Genomic DNA, 25,949 nt, shown 5'->3' with positions numbered 1-25,949 from the left:
GGGTGCGGGATGCATTGGATAGCGTTTGCGCGGTCTTGCCCTTGATCTGGATCAAGGCCGGTCCGCGGCGACCCCGCGGACCCGGATCAATTCAGTCGCCGGCCGACCGCCAGCGCCACGAATCCCTAATCCCGACTCTCCAATCCCGGCTCCAAAGTCACATCCACCCACACCAGGTGATGGTCGCTGCCGTCGGCGATCGCCGCGGCCGGGGCGCTGGAGGCCGGCCAGAACACGCCGCTGTCCAGATAGCGGAAGCCGTTGGACGGCAGCACGTAGTCCAGCCGCATCGCGCCGGCCTTCGGCCCGAAATCGCCGGTGACCTGCTGCGGCGGGCCGCGGTGGGCGATGCCCTGCGCGGCATAGGCGCGCGCGGCTTCTTCGCCGCCGGCGCTGTGCGGGGTCGGGTAGTGCAGCACGCGCGGGTGTTCGACCAGCGCGCGGATCGCGTCGTGGCGGCCTTCGCCGTCGATGACGTCGTTGTTGAGATCGCCGAGCATCACGAAGCGCGCGCCGGCGGCCAGGCCGCCGCAACGGCCGGCGTCGTCGCACAGCCATGTCGCGCTGGCGCGGTTGTCCAGATATTCGCGCCACAGCCGCAGTTCGTCGTGGTTGCGCGCCGCGTTGCGCTTCTCGGCGCCGTCGAACACCGGCGGGGTGGGATGCGCGACCAGCGCGTGGACCACGCCCAGCGGCGTGCGTACCGGCACGTCCCAATGCGATTTCGACGACAGCCGCAGTTGCGCCCACACCGCATCGCTGTAGAACGTGCGACCCGTGGCCGGATCGATCGGCCGCAGGGCGCCGGGCATAGCGCTCCATTTGAACAGGCGGAAGCTGCGCACCGCCGCGGCGTCGATCGGGTACCTGGACAGCAGCAGCATGCCGTACTGGCCGGGATGCAGGCCGTAGCCCCAGGCGTCGTTGCCGCGCGCGCGGCCGTTGCCGCCGACGCTGCCGTCGTTGTCCAGGTCCAGCCCGCTGGGCACGCCGGTGTTGACCGGCGCCAGGTAGCGGTACGGGTAGTGCAGCGCGGCGCCGCCGAGCGGCTGGGCAACTTCCAGGTAGCGCTGTTGGAACAGGTCGGCGGCGCGGTGCGCGTCGTCGTAGTCGAATTCGTTGAGCAGCGCCAGGTCCGGGCGCACCTGCTGCAGCACCGCGGCGATCTTGCGCGCCTGCGCGCTGTCGCCCTGTAGCGCCGCGATCAGGCCGCCGTCCTCGTCCGAATTCAGCGAGGTGTTGTAGGTGGCCAGGCGCAATGCCGCGGGGGCGGGCGCTGCGGGCGTGGCGGCGGTCGGGGCGGAGCCGGTATGCGAGCAGGCGCCGCACAGCAGGGTCAGGGCAAACAACAGGGCACGTGGCTTCATGCGCGCATTTTCGCACGCGGCGCATGTCCGAACGATGGCGCCGTGGCGGCGTGCCGAACGCGCTTGCCCAGGCGATGCACGCTGCGGGTCGCGGCGCCGGCAGGCGGCGCGAGACGGGTGTCTCGCTTGTCGTCAGCTCTCGTGGTCGCGCCGTGGATCGCTCATTGCCTCTCTCGCTCCCATCGGTCGGTGAGCCGGAAGGCCGAATCGCGGTGCGGGCGCCCTAATCGCCGAGGCGGCCGGCGTAGTCGTCGAACGCGCGCCAGTTGCGCCCGTCGTAGGCCTGCAGCGGCCGGAAGCGGCGCTTGTAGTCCATCTTCTGGTGGCCGCGGATCCAGTAGCCCAGGTACAGATGGCTCAGGCCTTCGCGCCTGGCCCATGCGATCTGTTGCAGGATCGCCAGCGTGCCCAGCCCGCGCGCGGCGACGTCGGGATCGTAGAAGGTGTAGACCGCCGACAAGGCCTGCTCGGCGATGTCGGTGACCGCCACCCCCAGCAGCGGTCCGCGCTGTCCGTCCGCGGTCTTCAGGCGCATCTCCAGGAAGCGCCCGTGCGACCAGCGGCCGATCAGGAACTGGTCGAACTCGTGCGCGCCGTGCGCATCCATGCCGCCGCCCGGGTGGCGCATGCGCAGGTAGCGCTGGTACAGCGCCAACTGTTCCTCGTTGCGTTCGGCGGCGACGATGCGCGTGTCGATGTCGGCATTGCGCGCCAGGCAACGGCGCTGGCTGCGGTCGGGCACGAATTCCGCGACCGGGATGCGCACCGCCACGCAGGCGCGGCAGTGGTCGCAATGCGGCCGGTAGACCAGGTCGCCGGAACGGCGGAAGCCCCAGCTCAGCGCCAGCGGATACAGCGCGCCCAGGCGCGGGTCGTGCGGGTCCAGCACCAGATCGCGCGCCTGCCGCTCGGGCCAATAGCCGCACGCGTGCTGGCCGGTCTGGAACAGGCGCAGGTCGTCGCTGGCGTCGGTGTGGATGGCCATGCACCGAGCATAGCGCTTCGCGATCGCAGCGGCCGCGACTGTCCGCCGCATGAATGCGCCCCGGCCTGGGTCAACCGCGCCTGCAGCGGGGCGTTGATTGCAGTGAAGGCGCCGCTGCGCCGGCCCGCCTGGCGGTCCGTTCCTGCTGCGCTGGTGACTGCCGCATGCGCTTGCCGCGCCGGCAGGTGTCTTCCTTTCCCTCAGGGAGTTTTCCATGAAGTATCGCAACCCGCTGCTCGCCCTGGCCATGCTCGCCGTGCTGTCCGGCGGTGCCTACGCCGCCAACCCGCCGCCGTCGGATCCCGCCGCGCCGGCCGATGCCGGCGGCTTCGCCAGGCTGGACAAGAATGGCGACGGCGTCGTCGATCGCAGCGAGGCCGCGGCCAATCCGCGCCTGGCCGAGCACTTCGACGCGCTGGACAAGAACCACGACGGCAAGCTGACCCCCGACGAGTTCCCGCGCCATGGCCGTCACGGCGAGCGCGGCGGACGCGGCGAGCATGGCGCGATGTGGGCCAAGCTGGATACCAACAAGGACGGCCGCATCAGCCGCGACGAGGCCAAGGCCGATCCGAAGTTCGCCGCGCGCTTCGACAAGATGGACGCGAACAAGGACGGCTTCGTCGATCGCGCCGATTTCGAGCTGCGCGCCAAGCAGCATCGCGACGAATGGTTCGCCAAGGCCGACACCAACAAGGACGGCATGCTCAGCCGCGCCGAGTTCGACGCGGCGCAGTCGATGTGGATGCACAAGCCCGGCCAGAAGCCCGGTCAGAAGCCTGGCGCCAAGCCGATGCCGGCCGCATCCGACGCGAACTGACCGTTCCGCCCCGCAACAGGCAACAAGCAACAAGGCGCCGATCGACAGCCGCCCCTGCGCAGCAATGCGCAGGGGCGTTTTTATTTGTCCATGCGTTGCTCCCGCAGCGCACGCGGCCAATCGCCATGCTCCTGTAGGAGCGGTTTCAACCGCGACATGCCCATTGGCGAAGTCGCGAACTTCGGCGACCTGTCGGGGCTGAAGCCCCTCCTACAGTGCAGCCAGCCTATCGCGAGCGGCTTCAACCCCCACAGGCGCGGTGGCGAAATGGCCGGCTTGAGCGGCCGTCAGCGGCCACCCCAAACCCTGCAAGAAACAGCATGCCTCTGCCGCCGACGGCTCAGTTGCCGCGCTGCGCCGGCTGCACCCGCACGCGCACTTCGTCGCTGTCCTGCGCCGGTTGCGAGGCCGGTGCGGCGGCTGGCGCGACAGCCGGGGTGGGCGCGGCGGCCTGGTTGCCGCGATGGCGCAGCACCGTCACCAGCGCCACCGCGCCGATCGCCAGCAGCAGCGCGACCCGCAGCCGCCACGCCCAGCGCTTGCCGCTGTCCGGGACCGCCTGCGAGCGGAATTCGCTCAGGTACGGCAGCGTCTGCGCCGGGTCCTGGCGGGTGCTGTCGATCAGGCCGGACTCGCGCAGCAGGGCGCGCGCGCGCGGCTGGTCGTCGGCGTGCACCACCCACACCGTCGGCTGCACCTGGGCCGCCACCGGGTCGATGTAGCTGAACTGGCCGCTGCGCCGGCTGCGGTAGGAACGGCCGTTGCTCAGCCGCACCTCGATGCCTTGCTCGCGCAACAGCTTGGCCACGCCCTCGGCGGTTTCCACGCGTTGACTGCTGAAGATCTGCCGCATCGTCGTCGCCTCAGTCCTTGGCCGGAACCTGCGCCGCGGCGCCGGCCTCGGGCACCACGCGGATCAGGCCTTCCTGCGCGGTGCTGGCGACCAGCACCCCGTCGCGGGTGAAGAACTGGCCGCGCGCCAGGCCGCGCGAGCCCTGCGCGCTGGGGCTGTCCAGCGAGTACAGCAGCCAGTCGTCGGCGCGGAACGGGCGGTGGAACCACAGCGCGTGGTCGAGCGAGGCCATCTGCACGTTCGGCGTGTAGTAGCTGATGCCGTGCGGAAAGGTCGCGGTGCCGAGCAGGTGGAAATCCGAGGCGTAGGCCAGCAGCGCCTGGTGCAGTTCCGGCGCGTCGCCGACCGGCTCGCTCAGGCGCAGCCACATCTGCTGGAACGGCGGGCGCTTGGGCGGGTTCAGTTCGTCGCGCGGGTACACGTGGCGGAACTCGAACGGGCCGCCGCGCGAGAGCCAGCGCTGCACCTTGGTCGGCAGCGTCGCCAGCACGTCCGGACGCGCGGCCTGGGTCGGCTCGATGTCTTCCGGCTGCGGCACTTCCGGCATCTTCAGCTGGTGGGTGGCGCCGTCTTCGCGCTCCTGGAACGAGGCGGCGCAGAAGAAGATCACCTTGCCGTGCTGGACCGCGGTGACCCGGCGCACCGAGAAACTGCCGCCGTCGCGGGTGCGGTCCACGTCGTAGACGATGGGGTGGTCGATGTCGCCGGCGCGCAGGAAATAGGCGTGCAGCGAATGCGCGCGGCGGCCGTTGTCCACCGTCGCCTGCGCCGCCGACAGCGCCTGCCCCAGCACCTGCCCGCCGAACACGTACTTGGTGCCGATGTCGCGGCTCTGGCCGCGGAACAGGTTGTCCTCCAGCCGTTCCAGCGACAGCAGTTCGATCAGTTCGGACACGACGGGAGCGGGCGGCTTGGCGGACAAGAGGCGGGGCCTGGGCGAGGAATGCCCACGATTATACCGGGCCGCCCGCGCCCGCCTGCGTGCCGGCGCGGCTCAGCGCTTGCCCAGCCTGGCGACCAGCGCGTGCAGCGCGGCCTGGGTGTCCGGCGCCTGCCAGCCGTCGACGAAGCGCTCGAGCTGGATGTACTCGTCGGCCAGCGCGGCGCGCAGGTCGGCGCGGGCGATCGCGCGGGTCTGCAGCATCGGCTGCCGCGGCAGTTTCAGCAGCTCCTGCAGCCAGGCCACCGCACGTGCGACCACCAGTTCCGCGTCGACCAGTTCGTCGACCAGGCCGATTTCCAGCGCCCGCTCGGCGCTGACCAGCTCGCCGGCGACCAGCAGCCGTTCGGCGCGGTGTGCGCCGACCACGCGCCGCAGCAGGCGCTGGATGCCTTCCGGCGCGACCAGGCCGACCTGGGTCTCGTTGAGCCCGATGCTGACCGGGTGCGCCGGCTCGGGACTGCGCGCCATCACCCGGTAGTCGCAGCACAGCGCCAGCACGCAGCCGCCGGCCGGCGCGTGACCGGTCAACGCGGCCACCACCGGGATCGCGCTGTCGGCCAGCGCGCGGGCGGCGCCGAAGAACTGCTGCCAGCTGTCGAGCAGCTTGGCGCGGTCGTCGCCGTGCCCGAGCAGATGCGGCACGTCCATGCCGGCGGAGAAGATGCGCTCGCTGCCGGACAGCACCAGCGCGTGCACCGCGTCGGCCTGCGCCTGCGCGATCGCCGCGGCCAGGTCGGCGCACAGGGCGGTGTCGAGCGCGTTGACCGGCGCGCGCGCCAAGCGCAGCTGGCGGATGGGGCCGTGGTCGAGAACCTGGATCAGCGAGGTCATGCGAAAGCTTCCGAAGGCGGCGCGGTGCGGGACCGCTATCATAGGGCCATGAAGCTCAAACCATCCGCATGCGTACGGGGGCTGGCCATCGGGCTGGCGTGTTTGGCCGGGTTGGCGCCGGGGGCGGCCTTCGCGGCGCCGGCGGCGGCCAAGGCCGATGGCTGTCTGCCGCAGTGGCAGGCGGGCTGGGCAAGGCTGCCGCCGAGCGCGGCGATGCCGATGGCCGCCGGTTTCGGCCGCCTGCACAACCCGTGCAAGCAGGCGCTGGCGGTGGTGTCGGCGCGCAGCCCGGCGTTCGCCGACGTGAGCCTGCACCAGACCACGCAGGTGGATGGGGTCAGCAAGATGCGCGAGATCGAGCGCCTGCCGCTGGCCGCCGGCGCCGATGCGGTGCTGCAGCCTGGCGGCCTGCACCTGATGCTGATGCAGCCGGCGCAGCCGCTGCGCGAGGGGGCGAGCCTGCCGATCACCTTCGTGCTGGAGGACGGGCGCGAAGTGCAGGGCGAGCTGAAGGTGAGTGCGGCCAAGCCGTAGCGGGGTGGCCGAGCGGTGGCGATTGCGATGGCGATGGCGATGGCGATCGCCACGATTGCCGCTGCACCCTTTGGGTTCGGCGCGTCGCGACTGAAGTCGCTCCCACAGCACCTCCGGCCAACACGATGGAGTCCTGTAGGAGCGGCTTCAGCCGCGACAGGCATTACCGGTAAAGCCCGTCGCGGCTGAAGCCGCTCCTACAAGGGCGGGGATTCGGGATTCGGAATTGGGGATTAGCAAAAGCGATCTTGCGCGGGTCTGCCAATCCCGAATCCCGGCTTTCCACAGCCGAACGGCTGGTCATCCCGAATCCCGAATCCCCAATCCCGGCTTCTCAATCAGCTGCACGCCGCGCGGATCTCGTCCGGCAGCGGCGCGCTCTTGCCGGTTTCGGTGTCGATCCACACCACCACCACGTTGCCGTCCGAATGCAGCACGCGCTCGTCGGTCTGGTCGACGATGCGGTGGCCGACGGTGATGCTGCTGCTGCCCATGCGCTCGACGAACAGCTCCACCACGATGTCGTTCGGCCACACGATCGGGCGCCGGTAGTTGACGTTGGTCGCCGCCACCACCGGGGCGATGCGGTTGCGCATCGAGAAGCCTTCCACGTTCAGCAGCCAACGCACGCGTGCTTCTTCCAGATAGGAGATGTACTTGGCGTTGTTGACGTGGCCCATGCTGTCCATGTCGCGCCAGCGCACGCTGATCGGCACGCGCGCCAGCGGCTTGTGCGAGGGGGAGGAATCGGTGGGGGATGCGCTCATCGTGCGGCCTTCTTGGTCGTGGTCCTTTTAGCCGCCTTCTTGGCGGCGGCCTTTTCTGCCTTGCTCTTGCGCGGCGGCAGCGCGTCGGGCTTGTTGGCCATCGCCGCCGGCTTGGTCGGCTTGGCCACGGTGCCGGCGGGCAGCAGCTTGGCCAGGAACTGGCCGGTGTAGGAATCCGGATGCGCGGCGATGTCCTCCGGGGTGCCGGTGGCGAGGATGGTGCCGCCGCGATGGCCGCCTTCCGGGCCCAGGTCCACCACCCAGTCCGCGGTCTTGATCACGTCCAGGTTGTGCTCGATCACGACCACGGTGTTGCCTTCGTCGCGCAGCTTGTGCAACACGCCCAGCAGCGCTTCGATGTCGTGGAAGTGCAGGCCGGTGGTCGGCTCGTCGAGGATGTACAGGGTGCGGCCGGTATCGCGGCGCGACAGCTCCTTGGACAGCTTCACCCGCTGCGCCTCGCCGCCGGACAAGGTGGTCGCGCTCTGCCCGAGCTTGATGTAGCTCAGGCCGACATCGACCAGCGTCTCCAGCTTGCGCGCGATGGTCGGCACCGGCTCGAACAGCCGCAGCGCGTCCTCCACGGTCATCTGCAGCACGTCGTTGATGTTGAAGCCCTTGTACAGGATCTCCAGCGTCTCGCGGTTGTAGCGCTTGCCGTGGCACACGTCGCAGGGCACGTACACGTCGGGCAGGAAATGCATCTCGACCTTGATCAGACCGTCGCCCTGGCAGGCCTCGCAGCGGCCGCCGCGCACGTTGAAGCTGAAACGGCCCGGCGAATAGCCGCGCGCACGCGATTCGGGCACCTGCGCGAACAGCTCGCGCAGCGGCGTGAACAGGCCAGTGTAGGTGGCCGGGTTGGAGCGCGGGGTGCGCCCGATCGGCGACTGGTCGATGTCCACCACCTTGTCGAACAGGTCCAGGTGTTCGATCTCGCGGTACGGCGCCACCGTATGCGAGGCGCCGTTGATCTCGTTGGCGGCCAGGGTGAACAAGGTGTCGTTGATCAGCGTCGACTTGCCCGAGCCGGACACGCCGGTGACGCAGGTCAGCAGCCCGGCCGGGATGTCCAGGTCCACGTTCTTGAGGTTGTTGCCGGTGGCTCCGCGCAGGTGCAGGGTCATCTTCGGATTGGCCTTGTGCCGCTTGGCCGGAATCTCGATGCGGCGCTTGCCCGACAGGTACTGGCCGGTCAGCGAGCGCGGCGCCTTCAGCAGGTCCGCCACCGTGCCCTGGCCGACGATCTCGCCGCCGTGCACGCCGGCGCCGGGGCCGATGTCCAGCACGTAGTCGGCCAGGCGGATCGCGTCCTCGTCGTGTTCGACCACGATCACCGTGTTGCCCAGGTCGCGCAGCCGCGTCAGCGTGCCGAGCAGGCGCTCGTTGTCGCGCTGGTGCAGGCCGATCGACGGCTCGTCGAGCACGTACATCACCCCGACCAGGCCGGCGCCGATCTGGCTGGCCAGGCGGATGCGTTGCGCCTCGCCGCCGGACAGGGTGTCGGCCTTGCGTTCCAGGGTCAGGTAATCCAGGCCCACATCGACCAGGAAGCCGAGCCGCTCGGCGATCTCCTTGACGATCTTGCTGGCGATCTCGCCGCGCCAGCCGGGCAGGTCGAGCTGGCGGAAGAAGGTCAGCGCGTCGTCGATCGGCAGTACCACCAGGTCCGGCAGCGGACGGTCGGCGACGAACACGTTGCGCGCGGCCTTGTTCAGGCGCGCGCCCTTGCAGTCCGGGCACGGCCGCTGGCTGATGTACTTGGCCAGTTCCTCGCGCACCGCCGGCGATTCGGTCTCGCGGTAGCGGCGTTCCAGATTGGGGATGATGCCTTCGAAGCGGTGCTTGCGCTGGGTGCGGCCGCCGGCATCGGTGAAGTAGGTGAAGGTGATGGTCTCGTCGCCGCTGCCGTACAGCACCGCCTGGCGCACGCTCGCCGGCAGCGACTGCCATGGCGCGTCCACGTCGAACTTGTAGTGCTTGGCCAGCGAGGCGATCAGCTGGAAATAGTAGGCGTTGCGCCGGTCCCAGCCGCGCACCGCGCCGGCCGACAGCGACAGCTCCGGATGCACCACCACGCGTTCGGGGTCGAAGAACTCGGCCACGCCCAGGCCGTCGCAGCTCGGGCACGCGCCCATCGGCGCGTTGAACGAGAACAGCCGCGGCTCCAGCTCCGGCAGCGAGTAGTCGCAGACCGGGCAGCTGTACTTGGACGAGAACAGGTGCGGCGCGGCGGCGGTGTCGTCCAGCGACTGCACCGACACCATGCCGTCGGCCAGCTTCAGCGCGGTCTCGAAGCTCTCGGCCAGGCGCTGCTTGATGTCCTCGCGCGGGCGGAAGCGGTCGATCACCGCCTCGATGGTGTGCTTCTGGCGCAGCGCCAGCGCCGGCACCGCGTCGATCTCGTACAGCTCGCCGTCCACGCGCACGCGCACGAAGCCCTGCGCACGCAACTGCTCGAACACCTGCGCGTGCTCGCCCTTGCGGTCGCGGATCACCGGCGCCAGCAGCATGTAGCGCTGCTCCGGGTCCAGGCTCAGGATGTGGTCCACCATCTGGCTGACCGTCTGCGCCTCCAGCGGATAGCCGTGGTCGGGGCAGCGCGGCTGGCCCACGCGCGCGTACAGCAGGCGCAGGTAGTCGTAGATTTCGGTGATGGTGCCGACCGTGGAGCGCGGGTTGTGCGAGGTCGACTTCTGCTCGATCGCGATCGCCGGCGACAGGCCTTCGATGTGGTCGATGTCGGGCTTTTCCATCACGCTGAGGAACTGCCGCGCGTACGCCGACAGCGACTCCACGTAGCGGCGCTGGCCTTCGGCGTAGATGGTGTCGAACGCCAGCGACGACTTGCCCGAGCCGGACAGGCCGGTGATCACGATCAGCTTGTCGCGCGGCAGGTCGAGGTCGAGGTTCTTGAGGTTGTGCGTCCGCGCGCCGCGGATGCGGATGAAATCCATCGCCATGAGGGGTCCGTGTTGTGCCGGCCGGGCGACAGCCCGGGGCCAGCGTGGGGGCGGAGAGGGGACGGCAATCGATCAGCGTACCCAGCTTGTCAGGTGGGGGCAATTGCCGGATTTGCCAGGATTCGGGGCGGGCCGCGGCTGGCCGGTTCAGCCAATCGCGACGGGGCGCCGGGGCCGCATCCGCGCCGGACCGGGGACTTGACCCTAACCCGCTGAAGCCATTACAATTCCGCTCCTGTCTGCCCGAAGAGGCGCGGCAGGGGCGACCACAATAACTACAGAGGAAGTCTGGTCATGTACGCAGTACTGGTAACCGGCGGTAAGCAATACCGCGTCGCGCAGGGCGAAACGCTCCGCGTGGAAAAGCTCGAAGTCGAAGCCGGCAACGAGATCAAGTTCGACAACATCCTGATGCTGGGCGACAGCGACGGCATCAAGCTCGGTGACGCGCTGAACGGCGCCACCGTCACCGCGAAGGTCGTGGCCCATGGCCGCGCCGACAAGGTGCGCATCATCAAGTTCCGCCGCCGCAAGCACCACATGAAGCGTCAGGGACATCGTCAGCATTACACCGAAATCGAGATCACCGGCATTGCCGGTGGCGACAAGAAGTAAGGAGCAGCAGTCATGGCACACAAAAAAGGCGTAGGTTCCTCGCGCAACGGCCGCGACTCCAACCCGAAATACCTGGGCGTGAAGATGTTCGGCGGCCAGGCGATCGAGGCGGGCAACATCATCGTGCGTCAGCGCGGCACCCAGTTCCACCCGGGTTCGGGCGTCGGCCTGGGCCGCGACCACACCTTGTTCGCGCTGGTCGACGGCAAGGTCGAGTTCTCGGTGAAGGGCGCCAAGAAGCGTCGCACCGTGAGCGTGGTCGCCGAAGCGGCGACTGCCGAGGCGTAAGCGTTTCGCCTCCAGGGCCTGCGCCACGGCGCGGGCTTGCTGACGAAAGCCCCGCTTCGGCGGGGTTTTTGTTTTGTGGCTGGGAGTCGGGAATGGGGAATCGGGAATGGCAAAAGCGCCTCCCGTTGGCTCGTTCCGTTTCCTGGCCACGCAACCGGTCGGATTTTGCCGATCGGGTGCTGCCACTTAGAATCGACGCCGCGGCGCCGGTTGGCTTTTCCGATTCTCGATTCACCATTCCCCATTCCCGGTTGTAAATTCATGAAACTCGTAGACGAAGCAGAAATCCAGGTCAGTGCCGGCAATGGCGGCAACGGCTGCATCGGCTTCCGCCGCGAGAAGTTCATCCCGCTGGGCGGGCCGGACGGCGGCGATGGCGGCAACGGCGGCAGCGTGTGGCTGGTCGCCGACGAGAACCTCAATACCCTGGTCGATTTCCGCCACCAGCGCGCGTTCCGTGCGCAGCGCGGCGAGAACGGCATGGGCCGGCAGATGTACGGCAAGGCCGGCGAAGACCTGGTCATCACCGTGCCGGTCGGCACCGTGGTGATCAACGTCGATACCGACGAGACCATCGGCGATCTGGTCGCGCACGGCGACAAGCTGCTGGTCGCGCAGGGCGGCAAGGGCGGCCTGGGCAACATGCATTTCAAGAGCTCGGTGACGCGCGCGCCGCGCAAGGCGACGCCGGGCGAGGAGGGCGAGGAGCGCGTGCTGAAGCTGGAGCTGAAGCTGCTCGCCGACGTCGGCCTGCTCGGCTTCCCCAATGCCGGCAAGAGCACCTTCATCCGCGCGGTGTCCGCGGCCACGCCGAAGGTCGCCGACTATCCGTTCACCACGCTGTATCCGAACCTGGGCGTGGTCAGCGTCGAGGCCTATCGCAGCTTCGTGATCGCCGACATTCCCGGCCTGATCGAGGGCGCGGCCGATGGCGCCGGCCTGGGTGCGCAGTTCCTGCGCCATCTGCAGCGCACGCGTCTGCTGCTGCACCTGGTGGATCTGGCGCCGATGGAAGGCGGCGTGGATGGCGTCTCGCCGACCGAGCAGGTGCGCGCGATCGAGCGCGAGCTGGAAAAGCACGATCCGGAGCTGCTGGCCAAGCCGCGCTGGCTGGTGCTGAACAAGGCCGACCTGCTGTTCGAGGACGAGGCGCGCACGCTGGCCGAGCAGGTCGTCGCCGAACTCGGCTGGACCCAGCCGTGGTATCTGGTCTCGGCGCTGGGCCGCGACGGCACCTGGCCGATCATGAAGGACGTGATGGCGTTCTTCGACCGCCAGCGCGAGGATGCGCTGGAAGCGGCCGCCAATGCCCCGGCCGCCGATGCGCTCTGAGCGCGGCGGCCGGCCCGGCGCGCGGTTGTCGCGAGCGGATCGCACGCACACGAAAAACCCGGCCGAGGCCGGGCTTTTTCGTAGTGCCGGAAGCGCTGACGCTTCCGGCAACGACCGCAGCCGGTTAGGCGGCGGTCTTGATCGCCTTGATGCGGGCGGTCAGGCGGCTCTTGTGGCGCGCAGCCTTGTTCTTGTGGATCAGACCGCGCGAGCTGAAACGGTCGAGGATCGGCTGGGCAACGGCGAAAGCGGCTTCGGCGCCGGCGGCGTCGTTGGCGTCCAGGGCCTTGATGACCTTCTTGACGGCGGTGCGCAGCATCGAACGCTGAGCCGTATTGCGCGCGTTGCGCACGACGGTCTGCTTGGCGCGCTTCTTGGCGGACTTGATATTGGCCACGGTGGTGGTTTCCTGGAAAGCTATGTGATGGATAAAAACAAGCGGGAAAGTATGAAGGTTCTAAACAACTGCGTCAAGCCAATTGTCAAGAGGGTCGCTGCATGAGCGCGCCGCGCATGTCCCGCGGGCTGCTCTCGTTCAGCAGCATGACCATGGTCTCGCGCGTGCTGGGGCTGGTACGCGATCAGGCTATCACCATTTCGTTCGGCACCAACGCGATCACCGACGCGTTCTGGGTCGCGTTCCGCATTCCCAACTTCCTGCGCCGGCTGTTCGCGGAAGGCTCGTTCGCCACCGCCTTCGTGCCGGTGTTCACCGAGGTCAAGGAAACCCGGCCGCATGCCGACCTGCGCGAGCTGATGTCGCGGGTGTCCGGCACCCTGGGTGGGATCCTGCTGCTGGTCACCGCGCTGGGGCTGATCTTCACCCCACAGGTGGCGCTGCTGTTCAATCCCGGCTCCAGCCACGATCCGGCCAAGTTCGGCTTGATCGTGGACCTGCTGCGGCTGACCTTCCCGTTCCTGCTGTTCGTGTCGCTGACCGCGCTGGCCGGCGGCGCCTTGAACAGTTTCAACCGCTTCGGCCTGCCGGCGCTGACCCCGGTGATCCTCAACCTGTGCATGATCGCCGGCGCGCTGTGGCTGGCGCCGAAGCTGGAGGTGCCGATCCTGGCGGTGGGCTGGGGGGTGCTGGTTGCCGGCGCGCTGCAGCTGCTTTTCCAGCTGCCGGCGCTGCGCGGCATCGACCTGCTGACCCTGCCGCGCTGGGGCTGGAGCCATCCGGACGTGCGCCGGGTGCTCAAGCTGATGGTGCCGACCCTGTTCGGCTCCTCGATCGCGCAGATCAACCTGCTGCTGGACACGGTGATCGCCTCGTTCCTGTTCGCCGGCTCGCAGAGCTGGCTGTCGCAGGCCGACCGCTTCCTGGAGCTGCCGCTGGGCGTGTTCGGCGTGGCGCTGGGCACGGTGATCCTGCCGGCGCTGTCGCGGCACCACGTCAAGACCGACCATGCCGGGTTCTCCAATGCGCTGGACTGGGGTCTGCGCATCACGCTGCTTATCTCGGTGCCGGCGATGCTGGGGCTGATGCTGCTGAGCCAGCCGCTGGTGGCCACGCTGTTCCAGTATGGCAAGTTCACCGCCTTCGACACGCGCATGGCGGCGATGTCGGTGTTCGGGCTGAGCTTCGGCCTGCCCGCGTACGCGCTGCTGAAGGTGCTGCTGCCGGCGTTCTACTCGCGCCAGGACACGCGCACCCCGGTGCGCGCCGGGGTGGTCGCGCTGGTCGCGAACATGGTGCTGAACCTGCTGTTCCTGGCGATCCTGTACCAGCTGTGGGTGCCGGCCGAGCTGCGCGCGCAGGGCGTGCGCGCGGCGCTGGCGGCGGTGCCGGGCCTGCATCTGGCGCTGGGCTTGGCCAGCGCGGTGGCCAGCTACATCAACCTGTCGCTGCTGTGGCGCTGGCTGCGCCGCGCCGAGGTGTACCGGCCGCGGCCGGGCTGGGCGGGCTACCTGCTGCGGCTGGGCGTGGCCTGCGCGGCGATGGCCGCGGTGCTGGGGCTGGGCCTGCACTGGCTGCCGGGGTTCACCACCATGGACAAGTGGCACCGCATCGGCAGCCTGCTGGCGCTGGTCGGCGGCGGCGGGGCGGTGTACCTGCTGGCGTTGCTGGCGCTGGGCTTCCGGCCGCGGGATCTGCGCGAGCATTGACGGCCGGGAGATTGGGATTGGGGATTGGGGATTCGCAAGTGCGGCATTTGCGCTTTCTGTAGGAGGGGTTTCAACCCCGATGCTCTACCGGTAAGGCGTCGGGGCTGAAGCCCCTCCTACAGAAAAGCGGCGCCCGCCTCGGTCCGATGGCCTGGCGGCGATTCCACTGGCGGCGGGCCTGCCGTCCCGGGTCTTGCCACTCCCCGCTATACTCGACGGTTACGCATCATCGGCCGGCGCATTCCAGCGCCGGCGCTTCGGACCGAGGAATGAGCAGGCTGTTTAGAGACGTCGAGGGCGGGACTTTGTTCCCGCAGGGAAGCGTGGTCTGCATCGGCGCCTTCGATGGCCTGCATCTGGGCCACCGCGCGCTGGTGCGCCATGCGCTGGCGCGTGCCCGCGCGCTGGACGTGCCGGCGGTGGCGTTGAGCTTCGAGCCGCTGCCGCGCGAGTTCTTCGCGCCGGCCGCGCCGCCGCCGCGGCTGACCCTGCCGCGGGCCAAGGTCGAAGGCCTGCAGCAGCTTGGCGTGGACAGCGTGGGCCTGCTGCGCTTCGATCTGCGCCTGTCGTCGATGAGCGCGCAGGACTTCGTGCAGCGCACCCTGGTCGATCGGCTGCAGGCGCGCGAGGTGTGGATCGGCCCGGCGTTCCGTTTCGGCCACAAGCGCGGCGGCGACATCGCGCTGCTGCGCGAGATGGGCGCGCACCTGGGCTTTTCCGCCGGCGAGATCGAGCCGGTGCACCTGCGCGAGGAACGCATTTCCAGCACCCGGATCCGCGAACTGCTGGTGGCCGGCGAATTCGCCCATGCCGCCGAACTGCTCGGCCGCCCGTACGCGATCGACGGCCGCGTGGTGCGCGGCAAGCAGCTCGGACGCACCCTCGGCTATCCCACCGCGAACCTGCGTTTCCCGCGCACGCCTGCGCTGTCGGGCATCTACGCGACCTGGGTGCACGGGGTGACCGAGCAGCCGTGGCCGTCGGTGTCCAGCTTCGGCACGCGGCCGACGGTGCAGGGCGTGGAGCCGCTACTGGAAGCGCACCTGTTCGATTTCCACGGCGACCTGTACGGACGCCACATCGCCGTGGAATTCGTCGCCAAGCTGCGCGACGAAGAGAAGTTCTCCGATCTGCCGGCGCTGACCGAACAGATGCACCGCGACGCCGCGCTGGCCCGGCGCCTGCTCGCGTCGGCGCAGCGCCCCGCGCTGCCGCCCGCACAAGCCCGCGCCTCCGCCCGCGGACTCTCCACTGAAGACAACCGGTAAATCCCCGTGACCCAGGACTACAAAGCCACCCTCAACCTGCCGGCGACGGACTTCCCGATGCGCGGCGATCTGCCCAAGCGCGAGCCGGACACGCTGGCCCGCTGGGAGAGCGAGGGGCTGTACGCGCAACTGCGCGACAACGCCCAGGGCCGGCCGCTGTTCGTGCTGCACGACGGCCCGCCGTACGCCAACGGTGCGATCCACCTCGGCCATGCGGTCAACAAGATCCTCAAGGACATCATCGTCAAGTCCAAGTATCTGGCCGGCTTCGATGCGCCGTACATCCCGGGCTGGGACTGCCACGGCCTGCCGATCGAGATCGCGATCGAGAAGAAGTACGGCAAGGTCGGGGTCAAGCTGGATGCGGCGCGGTTCCGGCAGAAGTGCCGCGAGTACGCCAACGAGCAGATCGACATCCAGCGCCGCGATTTCAAGCGCCTGGGCGTGATCGGCGACTGGGACAACCCGTACCGCACGCTAGACTTCCATTTCGAAGCCAACGAGATGCGCGCGCTGGCCCGGATCGTCGACAACGGCCACCTGACCCGTGGGGTGAAGCCGGTGCACTGGTGCTTCGATTGCGGCTCGGCGCTGGCCGAGGCGGAGATCGAATACGCCGACAAGCAGTCGCCGACCGTGGACGTGGCCTACACCGCGCGCGACGGCGCGGCGCTGGCGGCCGCGTTCGGCGTCGCGCTGCCGGAGGATGTGGAAGTCGCGGTGCCGATCTGGACCACCACGCCGTGGACGCTGCCGGCCTCGCTGGCGGTGTCGCTGGGGCCGGACCTGAGCTACGCCCTGGTCGAAGGCCCGGCCCACGACGGCCGTCGCCGCTGGCTGGTGCTGGCCGATGCGCTGGCCGAGCGCGCGCTGCAACGCTACGGCGTCACCGAGGTGGTGGTGCACGGCCGCGTCGCCGGCGCGGCGCTGGAGCACCAGCTGCTGGCGCATCCGTTCTACGACGAGCGCGACATCCCGCTGATCCTCGGCGACCACGTCTCCGACGAGGACGGTACCGGCGCGGTGCACACCGCGCCCGGGCACGGCCAGGAAGACTACGTGGCGGCCAAGCAGTACGGCCTGATCGAGCGCTACACCGCTGCACAGATCAACCCGATCGACGGCCGCGGCGTGTACCTGCCGTCGACTCCGCCGGCCGACGGCGTGGCGCTGGCCGGGCTGCACATCTGGAAGGCCAACGACACCATCGCCGAGGTGTTGGCCGCGCGCGGCGCGCTGCTGGCGCACGCGAGCATGGTCCACAGCTACCCGCACTGCTGGCGGCACAAGACCCCGATCGCGTTCCGCGCCACCCCGCAGTGGTTCATCTCGATGGAGCAGGCCAACCTGCGCGCCGACGCGCTGAAGGCGATCGAGGGCGTGCACTGGTATCCGTCCTGGGGCCAGGCGCGCATCGCCGGCATGGTCGCCGGGCGCCCGGACTGGACCATCTCCCGGCAGCGCACCTGGGGCGTGCCGATCGCGCTGTTCGTGCACCGCGAGACCGGCGAGCCGCATCCGCGCAGCACCGAACTGATGCGCCAGGTCGCCGACCGCGTCGAGGAGAGCGGGGTGGACGTGTGGTACACGCTCGACGCCGCCGAACTGCTCGGCGACGAAGCCGCCGACTACGACAAGATCATCGACATCCTCGACGTGTGGTTCGACTCGGGCGTGACCCACGAGGCGGTGCTGGCCGAGCGCGGCATTCCCAAGCCGGCCGACCTGTATCTGGAAGGGTCGGACCAGCATCGCGGCTGGTTCCAGTCCTCGCTGCTGACCGGCGTGGCGCTGGACCAGGCGGCGCCGTACCGGCAGTGCCTGACCCACGGCTTCACCGTGGACGAGCACGGCCGCAAGATGTCCAAGTCGCTGGGCAACGGCATCGAGCCGCAGGACATCATGAAGACGCTGGGCGCGGACATCCTGCGCCTGTGGATCGCCTCCAGCGACTACAGCAACGAGATGTCGCTGTCGCAGGAGATCCTCAAGCGCAACTCCGACGCCTACCGGCGCCTGCGCAACACCGCGCGCTTCCTGCTCGGCAACCTGCACGGCTTCAATCCGGCCGCGCACCTGCGCACCCTGCCGGAGCTGGTGGCGCTGGACCGCTGGATCGTGCATCGCGCCTACGAAGTGCAGGAGCAGATCAAGGCCGCCTACGCGCGCTACGACTTCGCCGCGATCGTGCAGGCGCTGCTGAACTTCTGCAGCGTGGACCTGGGTTCGCTGTACCTGGACGTGACCAAGGACCGGCTGTACACGATGCCGGAGGACTCGCACGGCCGGCGTTCGGCGCAGAGCGCGATGTTCCATGTCGCCGAAGCGTTCGTGCGCTGGATCGCGCCGATCATGAGCTTCACCGCCGACGAACTGTGGGGCTACCTGCCCGGCGCGCATGTCGGCAACGTGCTGTTCGCGACCTGGTACGAAGGCCTGGCGCCGCTGCCGGAAGATGCGCCGCTGAGCGCGGCCGATTTCGAGCAGCTGCTGGCGCTGCGCGAGCAGGTGGCCAAGGTGCTGGAGCCGATGCGCGGCAACGGCGTGATCGGCGCGGCGCTGGAGGCGGAGATCACCGTCGCCGCCGACGCGGCCACGGCCGCCAAGCTGCAGCCGCTGCAGGAGGAACTGCGCTTCCTGTTCATCAGCGGCGACGTGGTGGTGCGCGAGGCCAGCACCGACGAGATCTTCGTCAGCGCCCAGGCCACCAGCAAGCAGAAGTGCGTGCGCTGCTGGCACCACCGCGCCGACGTGGGCGTGGATCCGGCGCACCCGGAACTGTGCGGCCGCTGTGTCGGCAACGTCGAAGGACCGGGCGAGGAGCGCCACTGGTTCTGATCCGCCCCTGCGCGATGGGGACCGCGGCGGCGACGCGTTCGGCGTCGCTGCCGGCGTCCCCGCGTAGATTTCCGTTGCATCCATCCTTCGCCCGAGGCGGACCCCGCGCATGACCGTACGACCCAACCCCTCCGCCCTGATCTGGCTGCTGCTGTCCGCGCTGGTGATCGGCCTGGACCAGTGGAGCAAGGCCTGGGTGCTGTCCAGCCTGCCCGAGTTCACCGCAGTGCCGGTGATCGACGGCTTCTGGAACTGGTACCGGACCTACAACACCGGCGCCGCGTTCAGTTTCCTGAGCCAGGCCGGCGGCTGGCAGCTGTGGTTCTTCACCGCGCTGGCGGTGGGCATCAGCGGCCTGCTGGCCTGGTGGCTGGCGCGCACCCCGCGCGGCGACTGGCGCAGCGCAATGCCTTACGCCCTGGTCATCGGCGGGGCGATCGGCAACGTGATCGACCGGCTGATGCACGGCCATGTCGTCGATTTCATCCAGTGGTACGTGGGCGACCACTACTGGCCTTCGTTCAACATCGCCGACTCGGCGATCGTCGCCGGCGCCGTGGGCATCGCCCTGTTCGGCGTGTTCGACGGCAAGTCGAAGCGAAAAGCGGGATAATTGGCGCATGGACGTCCTGCTCGCCAATCCCCGTGGTTTCTGCGCCGGCGTCGACCGTGCGATCGAGATCGTCAAACGCGCCATCGAGACCCTGGGCGCGCCGATCTACGTGCGCCACGAGGTGGTGCACAACCGCTTCGTGGTCGACGACCTGAAGCAGCGCGGCGCGATCTTCGTCGAGGAACTGGACGAGGTGCCCGACGGCAACACGGTCATCTTCAGCGCCCATGGCGTGTCCCAGGCGGTGCGCCAGGAGGCCGAGCGGCGCGGGCTGAAGGTGTTCGACGCGACCTGCCCGCTGGTCACCAAGGTCCATTTCGAGGTGGCCCGGCACTGCCGCGCCGGCCGCGACGTGGTGCTGATCGGTCACGCCGGCCACCCCGAGGTGGAGGGCACGATGGGCCAATGGAACCGCGAACGCGGCGCCGGGCGCATCTACCTGGTCGAAGACATCGAGCAGGTCGCCACGCTGGACATCCAGCAGCCGGAGAACCTGGCCTACACCACCCAGACCACGCTGTCGGTGGACGACACGCGCGGCATCATCGACGCGCTGCGCGCGCGCTACCCGGCGATGCAGGGGCCGAAGAACGACGACATCTGCTACGCCACCCAGAACCGCCAGGACGCGGTGCGCGACCTGGCCAGGCAGTGCGACCTGGTGCTGGTGGTCGGCTCGCCGAACAGCTCCAATTCCAACCGGCTCAGCGAGCTGGCGCGGCGCGACGGGGTGGAGTCCTACCTGATCGACGGCGCCGACGAGATCGACCCGGCCTGGGTCGCCGGCAAGCGCTGCATCGGCCTGACCGCCGGCGCCTCGGCGCCGCAGGTGTTGGTGGACGGGGTCATCGCGCGGCTGCGCGAACTGGGCGCCGACGGCGTCGGCGAACTGGCCGGCGAACCGGAGTCGATGGTGTTCGCCCTGCCCAAGGAACTGCGCCTGCGCCTGGTCAATTGACCGGCGGCCGGCGCCCCCCTAGAATTGGCGGTTCAGCCGGAATAGCTCAGTTGGTAGAGCGGCGCATTCGTAATGCGTAGGTCGTAGGTTCGATTCCTATTTCCGGCACCAGATGCAGCGAAGAACCCCGGCCTTGGTCGGGGTTTTTTGTGGGTATTGTTTCAGTCGGGATTCAAGAATTGATGAGTCGGAAGCGAGTTGGGGCTGTTGATGAGTTGTGCCCCATTTTTCGCATTGCCTAAGTCCGTTCACGACATCTTCGACACGCTCTTGCTTGGATCATCCTGACCACGATCACGTGCTTGCGCGAGTTCTTGCAAACGCGTCTGCTCCTGCATATCCCGAGTCTGACTAGCGGCTAGGTATTGTTGCTCCTGCGACGCTGCTAGCGCCTCGCTCGTTGGCATTTGAGCGCGGTTGGCAAAAGGATCGGGAGAGGCGCCAGGGCCGGAACGCATGACGAACATGGTTTCGCCTGCCGATTGCGTCGCTGTAGGCAAGTTCAACGCAACTGCCACTTTGTCATCGGGTTTGAATCCCGCCTCCACTGCCATCTTGTATGCGCTGGCGACCATTCGGTCACTGAGCTCGTTCCAAGGCTTGTTGGCCTTTTCATCGAGTCCGGCGACAGATGAGCGTAATTGCTCCACCATCGCGGCATCTTCGGGCCTTGGGCCGGACGGGTCGGGCCCGCCGCTATGTTTTTGCGGGGATGCCTGAGGGTGTGCGTCGCCACCGCCCGGTCCGCTCAGGGTGATCCCCAGCTGACCGCTCTGGAAATTCTCGATGACCGCCCGTTCACCTAGCGCTTGATCGGAGGCCTGCGTGTCGGTGATCGAGAGGTTGTCGTGTTCCTGGGTGTAGATGAAGCGCCCATCTTCGCTGCGGTAGGTATTGGCGGGATCGGTTTCCAATCGCCTGCCGCCCGTCAGTTTCTGCGCGCCCCAGCGCACTTCGCCCATGCCGTCGCTGTCCATTACGGTGTCACCGGCTCCAATCACGTAGGTGTCGTGGCCTTCGCCACCTTCCATTCGGTCGCGGCCCTGCCCACCGATCAGGATGTCGTCGCCACGATGCGCCCGCAGGGTGTCGTTACCACCTTGTCCCATCAGCAAGTCGTTGCTGGCAATCTCCTGTGGATTCTGCCCGCGCGACATCCGTCGAGAATCGATAGTTGCGGCATGGTCCGGGTCGACATCCTCTGTGGTCGAGTTGCGCTGTTCTCGGCCGACGGCGTTGATCGTCGCCGCCCTTGGCGCATTGCGTTGGTTACGCATGGCCGCTAGGTCTTGATCAACGCTAGCGGCGTCCCGCAAGTCTCGATTCGGATCAAGATGGATCTGATCCGCAGTGAAGTTCTCTGGTGTGAGACGATCCGCCAAAGCAGGGTTTTCCTCGCGGGCCTGCCTCAACAGAGTCTGACGGGTCTGTTCCAGTGAATCCGCAATGGTTTGGACACTTCCATACTCGCGGACGAGGGCAGGGTAGTCTCGGTTCGCCTCCGCGATTCGATTCCGCCTGGCTTGATCGCCGTCGATCGATACGCCATGGGCTCGTTCCACCTTGTCGATCTCATCCCGATGCAGGCCATACATCTGAGCAACGCTGCGCGCCTCATTTGGCGACACGTTGTTCGGATCGTCATAGAGACCGAAGACCTGTGCCTCGGCGAAGCGTCGCTTGCGCAGGCCACCCTCGAACTGCGCATCGGCAGAGCCCCAGCAGTTGTATCGCATCTGGAACCAAGCTTCGGCCCTGTTCCCATCCCGAATGGCATCCATGATTGGGTGTTCCGGGATGCCCGTGGCCGCGTTGCCCATCAGTGCTCCGGCACCGCGGTTGTAGGTCAGTGAGACCATGGCAACGCGCTCTTCGGAAAGCGGCATATTCAGAGAATTTGCGGGGCCTTCGTATTCGCGCATGGAAGTCCGCAGTAATTGCTCCGATTCTGCTGCGGTAAGTTCACGAGGGAAGGTAAGTCCAAGGCGTGTTCGGTCAGCAGCCGGCGCAGCGTCAATGGCTTCCAGGGTCGCGACTTCCTGAGGCGTCAGCTGTATGCCTGAGCCTTGCCAGATGTCGGCGTTGTTGCCCCGATTGAACGTATATCCATAGCCGATGGTGGCCATGCCGTCGCCCACGTTTTGGGAGCGCGCGTGGAGTCCTTCGGCACCAGCCACCACGATGCGAAGGCGGTCGTAGTATTCCTGTTCGGTCAGCTCGCGGTAGTCCATGTGACCTCCTATTACGAAGCTTTCAATGTTTCCCTACTTTTTGCCCCACTGAGCTTGGCAGTCCGCTGCGGTCTGCGTGTGTTTCAAGGCCAGGTCGCCCTGAAGGGGTCTTCGATCAAGCTTCTCGTCAATCGCAATGATGTCGATGTCCCGGTCAGCCTCTCGGATGGTTTCTCCCAGCTTCCAATGGATCTGGTTACCATCGAACACTGCTTTGGCGACGTACTTCCCACCGCTACGCTCGCTTTCCACCGTTAGAACTGCGCTCTTGCCATTGGCAGAGCCTGAGACTCTTCCGCCCTCGTCGATCTGGGACAGTCCGGCGCGGGCGCTGTCATAGCTACCGCACAGTCGGCTTCCGTCTTGGACAAGATCAAGGTTGAAACCTCCGCAATCTGTGTCAGGTTTTGATTGATCGCACCACTTCACCGACCATGCGCCATCGAAATCGGCTTTTGCAGCTTGCGCGGGTGGGCTGGACGTGCAAGCAGCCAAGCCGGCGCAAGAGACTAGTAGAAAGCTCGCCAGCGCGCTCACCGCGGATCTTCGGATTGCCATGTGGTTTTCCCGCCCTTTGTCATACGACCGGCAGTCTAGCCAAAGGTGGATTCTGGTCCTACTTTTCCAGGCTAGGAATTTTCCTACTGTGGCGTCAGAGAACATCTCAATTGGTGACCTGAACCGCAAAAATGGACCGCTCTGGGGTTTTGGGAGACTCCAAGACCTTCGGTCGCAGAGTCGGGTATCAGGTCGCGGACGATGCGGGGGATTCGGTCAGCACAATGGCCGCGAAGCCGAATTCGTACCTGCGCATGGGTTCCGAGATGCATTCGAAGCAGGGGAAGGCATCCCTGTCCGGTAGCGATGCCTTGCCATCGAGCATGGCGTGCAGTTGGCGGACCGCGTCTTCGCTGAGGTTGTCGCACAGCAGCACTTCCCGGCTGGCGATGCCGAGCGGCTTTGTCGAGTTGCTGCAGGAGTAGGCTAACCAGCCTTTGTCTTGGCATCAGCCTCGGCCGCCGGCGCTTCCTTCCCGGTCTGCACATGCGACAACGCATGCCCCACACCCAAGTTGATTCCCGCACCGATCAGCAAGGTGATGGTCGCGGCAACCGCGCTGCGCCACAGGGCGATCCGCATCCGGTGGCGGAACCAGACGATCTGCACGCACCAGAACCATAGCGCTGCCACCAGGATCATGCAGGCGCCGGGCAATTCGGCGTCGGTGCCGATCAGGAGCATCGAGCCGCCGATGGATACCACCAGGGCGAACGGTGCGACCAGGTAGCACTGTTCGTAGAACGGGCCGCGCAGGGTCTGGCGGTTGATCGGGATGCGTTCGCCGATCAGGTAACAGGCCGCGCCGGCGAGGGACCAGACGCCGAAGGCGATGGTCCGGTAGAGCAGGAGGTTCTGCTCGGAGGCCAGCAACGCGCTCGCCAGGGATCCGGAATCGGCCGGCGTCTGCGCCCGGATTTCCAGGTCGACCAGGTGGGCGATGAGGATGCACAGGATCAGCAGCAGGGGCGGGCTGATCGAGTCGCCGAAGCGCTGTTCGTCGTCGGCCGAGGCCAGTTCGCGCTCGGCGTAGGTGGCCATGCGGCGCGGGCTGAACACGATGCGCAGCAGGGTCTGCGGCAGCAGGATCAGCCAGGTCAGCGCTTCGTAGACGAAGTCTTCGAAGGACTTGAGGATCTTCAGGAAGTCCATCGCGCGCTCCTGTCGTTCGCTTGCCTGCTGGGCCCCGCCGATGCGCGGGATGGCCTCAACGCTGCGCCCGCAGGCGGCTCGGGGCCGAGGCTAGCAGACCCGCGATCAGTGCCTGCGTGAAGCCTGTCCCGCTCACTCCGGAGGCGAAACCGTGTCAGGCGCACGCCACGGGCAGGCGTCGATCGATTATGGCGCAGGCGCGGTGGCGGGCAGCGAGCAGGCGGTCTGCGCGCTGCCCTGCTTGCGCCGCCACTGCCACGTCGCCACGGTCTCCCCGCGCGGTTTGTAGGCGATCGTCAGCGGCTTGCCGTCGCGCTGCAGCTGCAGGGTGAGGACGCCATCCTGCTCCCCCTGCAACTGGTCCTGGCCAACCGGGCGGGTGATCTCGTCGCCGTTGCGCACGCCCGCCTTGGCAGCGGCCGAGCCGGGGATCAGGTCGCGGACGATGCGCGGGGATTCGGTCAGCGCCGCGGGGGCGAAGCCGAGTTCGTAGCGGCGCATGGGCTGGGAGATGCGTTCGAAGCAGGGGCCGAAGGCGTCGCTGGCCGGTAGCGGTGCGGCGCCGTCGAGCATGGCGTGCAGTTGGCGGACCGCGTCTTCGCCGAGGTTGTCGCGCAGCAGCGCTTCCCAGTCGGCGATGCCGAGCGGCTTGTCGCCTTGTCGGCGGTGCAGCATCGCCAGGATCAGGTCGTCCAGCGATTTGCCGCCGCCGCTGGTCTTGCGCATCGCGTCGTCCACGGTGACGAAATACAGGAAGCCGCGGTCGTAGGGCAGGGTGCGGATGCGGGTGTCCTGCCAGAACTTCGTGGACACTTCGCTGTTGGGGGCGTTGCCGAGGAGGTTGGTGTAGTAGCGGGCGGCGGTGTAGTTGAGGTCCTTGAGGAACGCGTCGGCGTCGATCATGCCGTAGCGGAACGGTAACCGCGCCTGGTAGAACACCGCCGTGCCTTCGTTGAACCAGGCATCGGCAAGCGTCTCGCCGTCGTATTGCGAACTCATGTGCGGCTGGAAGGTGTGGAACATCTCGTGGGCGAGGGTCAGTTCCAGCTGTTCCGGGTCGTTGCCGCGGTCGTCGTCGTAGGTGACGATGAAGGAGTTGTACATGCCCATGCCGCCGCCGGGGTTGACCCGGTTGCGGCGCAGGAACACGCCGTAGGGCGTGGCCGGCACGGCGAAGAAGGCCTGGTAGTGCTGGCGCAGTTGTTGGGTCCATGCCAGCAGTTTTTGCGCGTCGAACGGGGTGTTGCCCTGCCAGGCGGAGAAGAAGCCGGTGGCGTCGGGCGCCTGCGGGTACAGGCCGATCTTGCCGGCCATGAAGTAGCTGCTGTCCAGTGCTTCCATGTCCACGTCGCTGGCGTTGCGGTCCTGCAGGCTGCTCACGGCATGCGCGCCGGCGCCCAGCGCGGACAGGTCCCAGCGCAGCTCGATGTCGTGCCGGCCGCTGGTCGGATGCAACAGGAAGGTGGCGCCGGCGCCGGAGAAGGCGCCTTCCTCGCTGCGCAGTTCGATCGGCGGCGCGGCGCCGCGTGCGGCCAGCGCTTCGGTCATCGCCGCGCGATAGGAAAAGCGCAGGGTGCCGGCGACAGCGCGGTCGGCGTACCACTCGCGCTGCTGGGCCGTGCCTTCGCCTTGGTCGCGATAGCGCAGTTGCACGGCGCCGCGGTCGTCGCGCGCGGCCAGTTCGCCGACGCTGGCGGCGATGGTGGGTACGTTGCTGGTCACGTGCGGCATCGCCAGCACGGTGGTGCCGGCCGGCGTGGCCGGCAGCGGGATGGCTTCGTTCACCAGTAGCGCCTCGATCCTGCTGCCGGCGGCGTCCGCCTGCGCATGGATGGTGATCGCGTACGACGCATCGGTCGCGGCCAGGGCCGGAGACGCGGCCGCGGCGAGGGCGAGGAACAGGCAGCGTTGGCGTGGCATCTTCATC

General features: G+C 67.9%; 23 protein-coding genes and 1 tRNA gene. 11 read left to right on the top strand and 13 right to left on the bottom strand.

Going from position 1 to position 25,949, the window contains the following annotated elements:
• Nucleotides 1–125: 125 nt before the first annotated feature.
• Together H9658_RS07545 and H9658_RS07540 are read right to left on the bottom strand one after the other, a co-directional pair.
• On the bottom strand, nucleotides 126–1,367 hold the full coding sequence (locus H9658_RS07545; protein WP_191824929.1) for an endonuclease/exonuclease/phosphatase family protein: 1,242 nt from the start codon (nucleotides 1,365–1,367) through the stop codon (nucleotides 126–128).
• 223 nt (nucleotides 1,368–1,590) lie between these two features.
• On the bottom strand, nucleotides 1,591–2,352 hold the full coding sequence (locus H9658_RS07540; protein WP_191824928.1) for an arginyltransferase: 762 nt from the start codon (nucleotides 2,350–2,352) through the stop codon (nucleotides 1,591–1,593).
• A gap of 214 nt (nucleotides 2,353–2,566) precedes the next feature.
• Here H9658_RS07540 and H9658_RS07535 point away from each other — a divergent pair, with 214 nt between their 5' ends.
• The gene (locus tag H9658_RS07535) at nucleotides 2,567–3,172 is read left to right on the top strand and encodes an EF-hand domain-containing protein (protein WP_179570788.1); all 606 of its coding nucleotides are present in this window, start codon (nucleotides 2,567–2,569) and stop codon (nucleotides 3,170–3,172) included.
• Between the two features lie 340 nt (nucleotides 3,173–3,512).
• Here the strand turns inward: H9658_RS07535 and H9658_RS07530 are convergent, their stop codons facing one another.
• The 3 genes from H9658_RS07530 to H9658_RS07520 all read right to left on the bottom strand — a co-directional run bounded on the left by H9658_RS07530 (nucleotide 3,513) and on the right by H9658_RS07520 (nucleotide 5,799).
• On the bottom strand, nucleotides 3,513–4,025 hold the full coding sequence (locus tag H9658_RS07530; RefSeq protein WP_191824927.1) for a putative signal transducing protein: 513 nt from the start codon (nucleotides 4,023–4,025) through the stop codon (nucleotides 3,513–3,515).
• Nucleotides 4,026–4,035: 10 nt separating this feature from the next.
• Entirely contained in the window at nucleotides 4,036–4,947 is a 912-nt protein-coding gene (gene tesB / locus H9658_RS07525) for an acyl-CoA thioesterase II (RefSeq protein WP_179570790.1), read from the bottom strand.
• A gap of 72 nt (nucleotides 4,948–5,019) precedes the next feature.
• Nucleotides 5,020–5,799: an enoyl-CoA hydratase/isomerase family protein gene (locus H9658_RS07520; protein WP_191824926.1), complete on the bottom strand. Its 780-nt coding sequence runs from the start codon at nucleotides 5,797–5,799 to the stop codon at nucleotides 5,020–5,022.
• A 48-nt stretch (nucleotides 5,800–5,847) separates the two neighbouring features.
• Between H9658_RS07520 and H9658_RS07515 the strand changes: the two genes are divergently transcribed.
• Entirely contained in the window at nucleotides 5,848–6,333 is a 486-nt protein-coding gene (locus H9658_RS07515; protein ID WP_191824925.1) for a copper chaperone PCu(A)C, read from the top strand.
• A gap of 338 nt (nucleotides 6,334–6,671) precedes the next feature.
• On the opposite strand, the gene H9658_RS07510 is transcribed toward H9658_RS07515, so the two are convergent.
• Together H9658_RS07510 and uvrA are read right to left on the bottom strand one after the other, a co-directional pair.
• The gene (locus tag H9658_RS07510) at nucleotides 6,672–7,100 is read right to left on the bottom strand and encodes an acyl-CoA thioesterase (RefSeq protein ID WP_191824924.1); all 429 of its coding nucleotides are present in this window, start codon (nucleotides 7,098–7,100) and stop codon (nucleotides 6,672–6,674) included.
• Nucleotides 7,097–10,063 carry an excinuclease ABC subunit UvrA gene (gene uvrA, locus H9658_RS07505; RefSeq protein ID WP_191824923.1) on the bottom strand — a complete coding sequence of 989 codons (2,967 nt, stop codon included), beginning with the start codon at nucleotides 10,061–10,063 and terminating at the stop codon, nucleotides 7,097–7,099. The genes H9658_RS07510 and uvrA overlap by 4 nt, the downstream gene beginning before the upstream one ends.
• Before the next feature lie 294 nt (nucleotides 10,064–10,357).
• Between uvrA and rplU the strand changes: the two genes are divergently transcribed.
• The 3 genes from rplU (at nucleotide 10,358) to cgtA (ending at nucleotide 12,298) form a co-directional block, all read left to right on the top strand.
• Complete coding sequence (rplU, locus tag H9658_RS07500; protein WP_039005690.1) at nucleotides 10,358–10,678, top strand: 50S ribosomal protein L21; 321 nt, start codon at nucleotides 10,358–10,360, stop codon at nucleotides 10,676–10,678.
• A 12-nt stretch (nucleotides 10,679–10,690) separates the two neighbouring features.
• On the top strand, nucleotides 10,691–10,966 hold the full coding sequence (gene rpmA, locus H9658_RS07495) for a 50S ribosomal protein L27 (RefSeq protein WP_179570794.1): 276 nt from the start codon (nucleotides 10,691–10,693) through the stop codon (nucleotides 10,964–10,966).
• A gap of 261 nt (nucleotides 10,967–11,227) precedes the next feature.
• Nucleotides 11,228–12,298: an Obg family GTPase CgtA gene (cgtA, locus tag H9658_RS07490; protein WP_191824922.1), complete on the top strand. Its 1,071-nt coding sequence runs from the start codon at nucleotides 11,228–11,230 to the stop codon at nucleotides 12,296–12,298.
• A gap of 124 nt (nucleotides 12,299–12,422) precedes the next feature.
• Here cgtA and rpsT read toward each other — a convergent pair whose 3' ends face one another.
• Complete coding sequence (rpsT, locus tag H9658_RS07485) at nucleotides 12,423–12,695, bottom strand: 30S ribosomal protein S20 (RefSeq protein WP_003469619.1); 273 nt, start codon at nucleotides 12,693–12,695, stop codon at nucleotides 12,423–12,425.
• A 116-nt stretch (nucleotides 12,696–12,811) separates the two neighbouring features.
• Between rpsT and murJ the strand changes: the two genes are divergently transcribed.
• The 6 genes from murJ to H9658_RS07455 all read left to right on the top strand — a co-directional run bounded on the left by murJ (nucleotide 12,812) and on the right by H9658_RS07455 (nucleotide 20,192).
• Nucleotides 12,812–14,404 carry a murein biosynthesis integral membrane protein MurJ gene (gene murJ, locus H9658_RS07480; RefSeq protein ID WP_191825081.1) on the top strand — a complete coding sequence of 531 codons (1,593 nt, stop codon included), beginning with the start codon at nucleotides 12,812–12,814 and terminating at the stop codon, nucleotides 14,402–14,404.
• 269 nt (nucleotides 14,405–14,673) lie between these two features.
• A complete protein-coding gene (locus H9658_RS07475; protein ID WP_191824921.1) occupies nucleotides 14,674–15,672 on the top strand; it encodes a bifunctional riboflavin kinase/FAD synthetase in 999 nt (332 codons plus the stop codon).
• Nucleotides 15,673–15,678: 6 nt separating this feature from the next.
• A complete protein-coding gene (gene ileS, locus H9658_RS07470) occupies nucleotides 15,679–18,510 on the top strand; it encodes an isoleucine--tRNA ligase (protein ID WP_191824920.1) in 2,832 nt (943 codons plus the stop codon).
• Between the two features lie 109 nt (nucleotides 18,511–18,619).
• The gene (lspA, locus tag H9658_RS07465; RefSeq protein ID WP_179570798.1) at nucleotides 18,620–19,123 is read left to right on the top strand and encodes a signal peptidase II; all 504 of its coding nucleotides are present in this window, start codon (nucleotides 18,620–18,622) and stop codon (nucleotides 19,121–19,123) included.
• Nucleotides 19,124–19,130: 7 nt separating this feature from the next.
• Nucleotides 19,131–20,081 (top strand): 4-hydroxy-3-methylbut-2-enyl diphosphate reductase, encoded by a 951-nt coding sequence (ispH, locus tag H9658_RS07460; protein WP_191824919.1) that lies wholly within the window; start codon nucleotides 19,131–19,133, stop codon nucleotides 20,079–20,081.
• Between the two features lie 35 nt (nucleotides 20,082–20,116).
• A tRNA-Thr gene (locus H9658_RS07455) sits at nucleotides 20,117–20,192 on the top strand.
• Between the two features lie 137 nt (nucleotides 20,193–20,329).
• Here the strand turns inward: H9658_RS07455 and H9658_RS07450 are convergent.
• From H9658_RS07450 to H9658_RS07430, 5 genes are all read right to left on the bottom strand, one after another.
• Nucleotides 20,330–22,312: an XVIPCD domain-containing protein gene (locus H9658_RS07450; RefSeq protein ID WP_191824918.1), complete on the bottom strand. Its 1,983-nt coding sequence runs from the start codon at nucleotides 22,310–22,312 to the stop codon at nucleotides 20,330–20,332.
• Nucleotides 22,313–22,345: 33 nt separating this feature from the next.
• Entirely contained in the window at nucleotides 22,346–22,849 is a 504-nt protein-coding gene (locus H9658_RS07445) for a hypothetical protein (RefSeq protein ID WP_191824917.1), read from the bottom strand.
• A gap of 208 nt (nucleotides 22,850–23,057) precedes the next feature.
• Nucleotides 23,058–23,246 (bottom strand): hypothetical protein, encoded by a 189-nt coding sequence (locus H9658_RS07440; protein ID WP_191824916.1) that lies wholly within the window; start codon nucleotides 23,244–23,246, stop codon nucleotides 23,058–23,060.
• 50 nt (nucleotides 23,247–23,296) lie between these two features.
• The gene (locus H9658_RS07435; RefSeq protein WP_191824915.1) at nucleotides 23,297–24,022 is read right to left on the bottom strand and encodes a hypothetical protein; all 726 of its coding nucleotides are present in this window, start codon (nucleotides 24,020–24,022) and stop codon (nucleotides 23,297–23,299) included.
• Nucleotides 24,023–24,208: 186 nt separating this feature from the next.
• Nucleotides 24,209–25,948: a M61 family metallopeptidase gene (locus H9658_RS07430; RefSeq protein ID WP_191824914.1), complete on the bottom strand. Its 1,740-nt coding sequence runs from the start codon at nucleotides 25,946–25,948 to the stop codon at nucleotides 24,209–24,211.
• Nucleotide 25,949 lies beyond the last annotated feature (1 nt).

The organism is Xanthomonas bonasiae (genome assembly GCF_014836395.1).
GTDB lineage: Bacteria > Pseudomonadota > Gammaproteobacteria > Xanthomonadales > Xanthomonadaceae > Xanthomonas_A > Xanthomonas_A bonasiae.
This window is presented reverse-complemented; position numbering and strand designations above follow the sequence as displayed.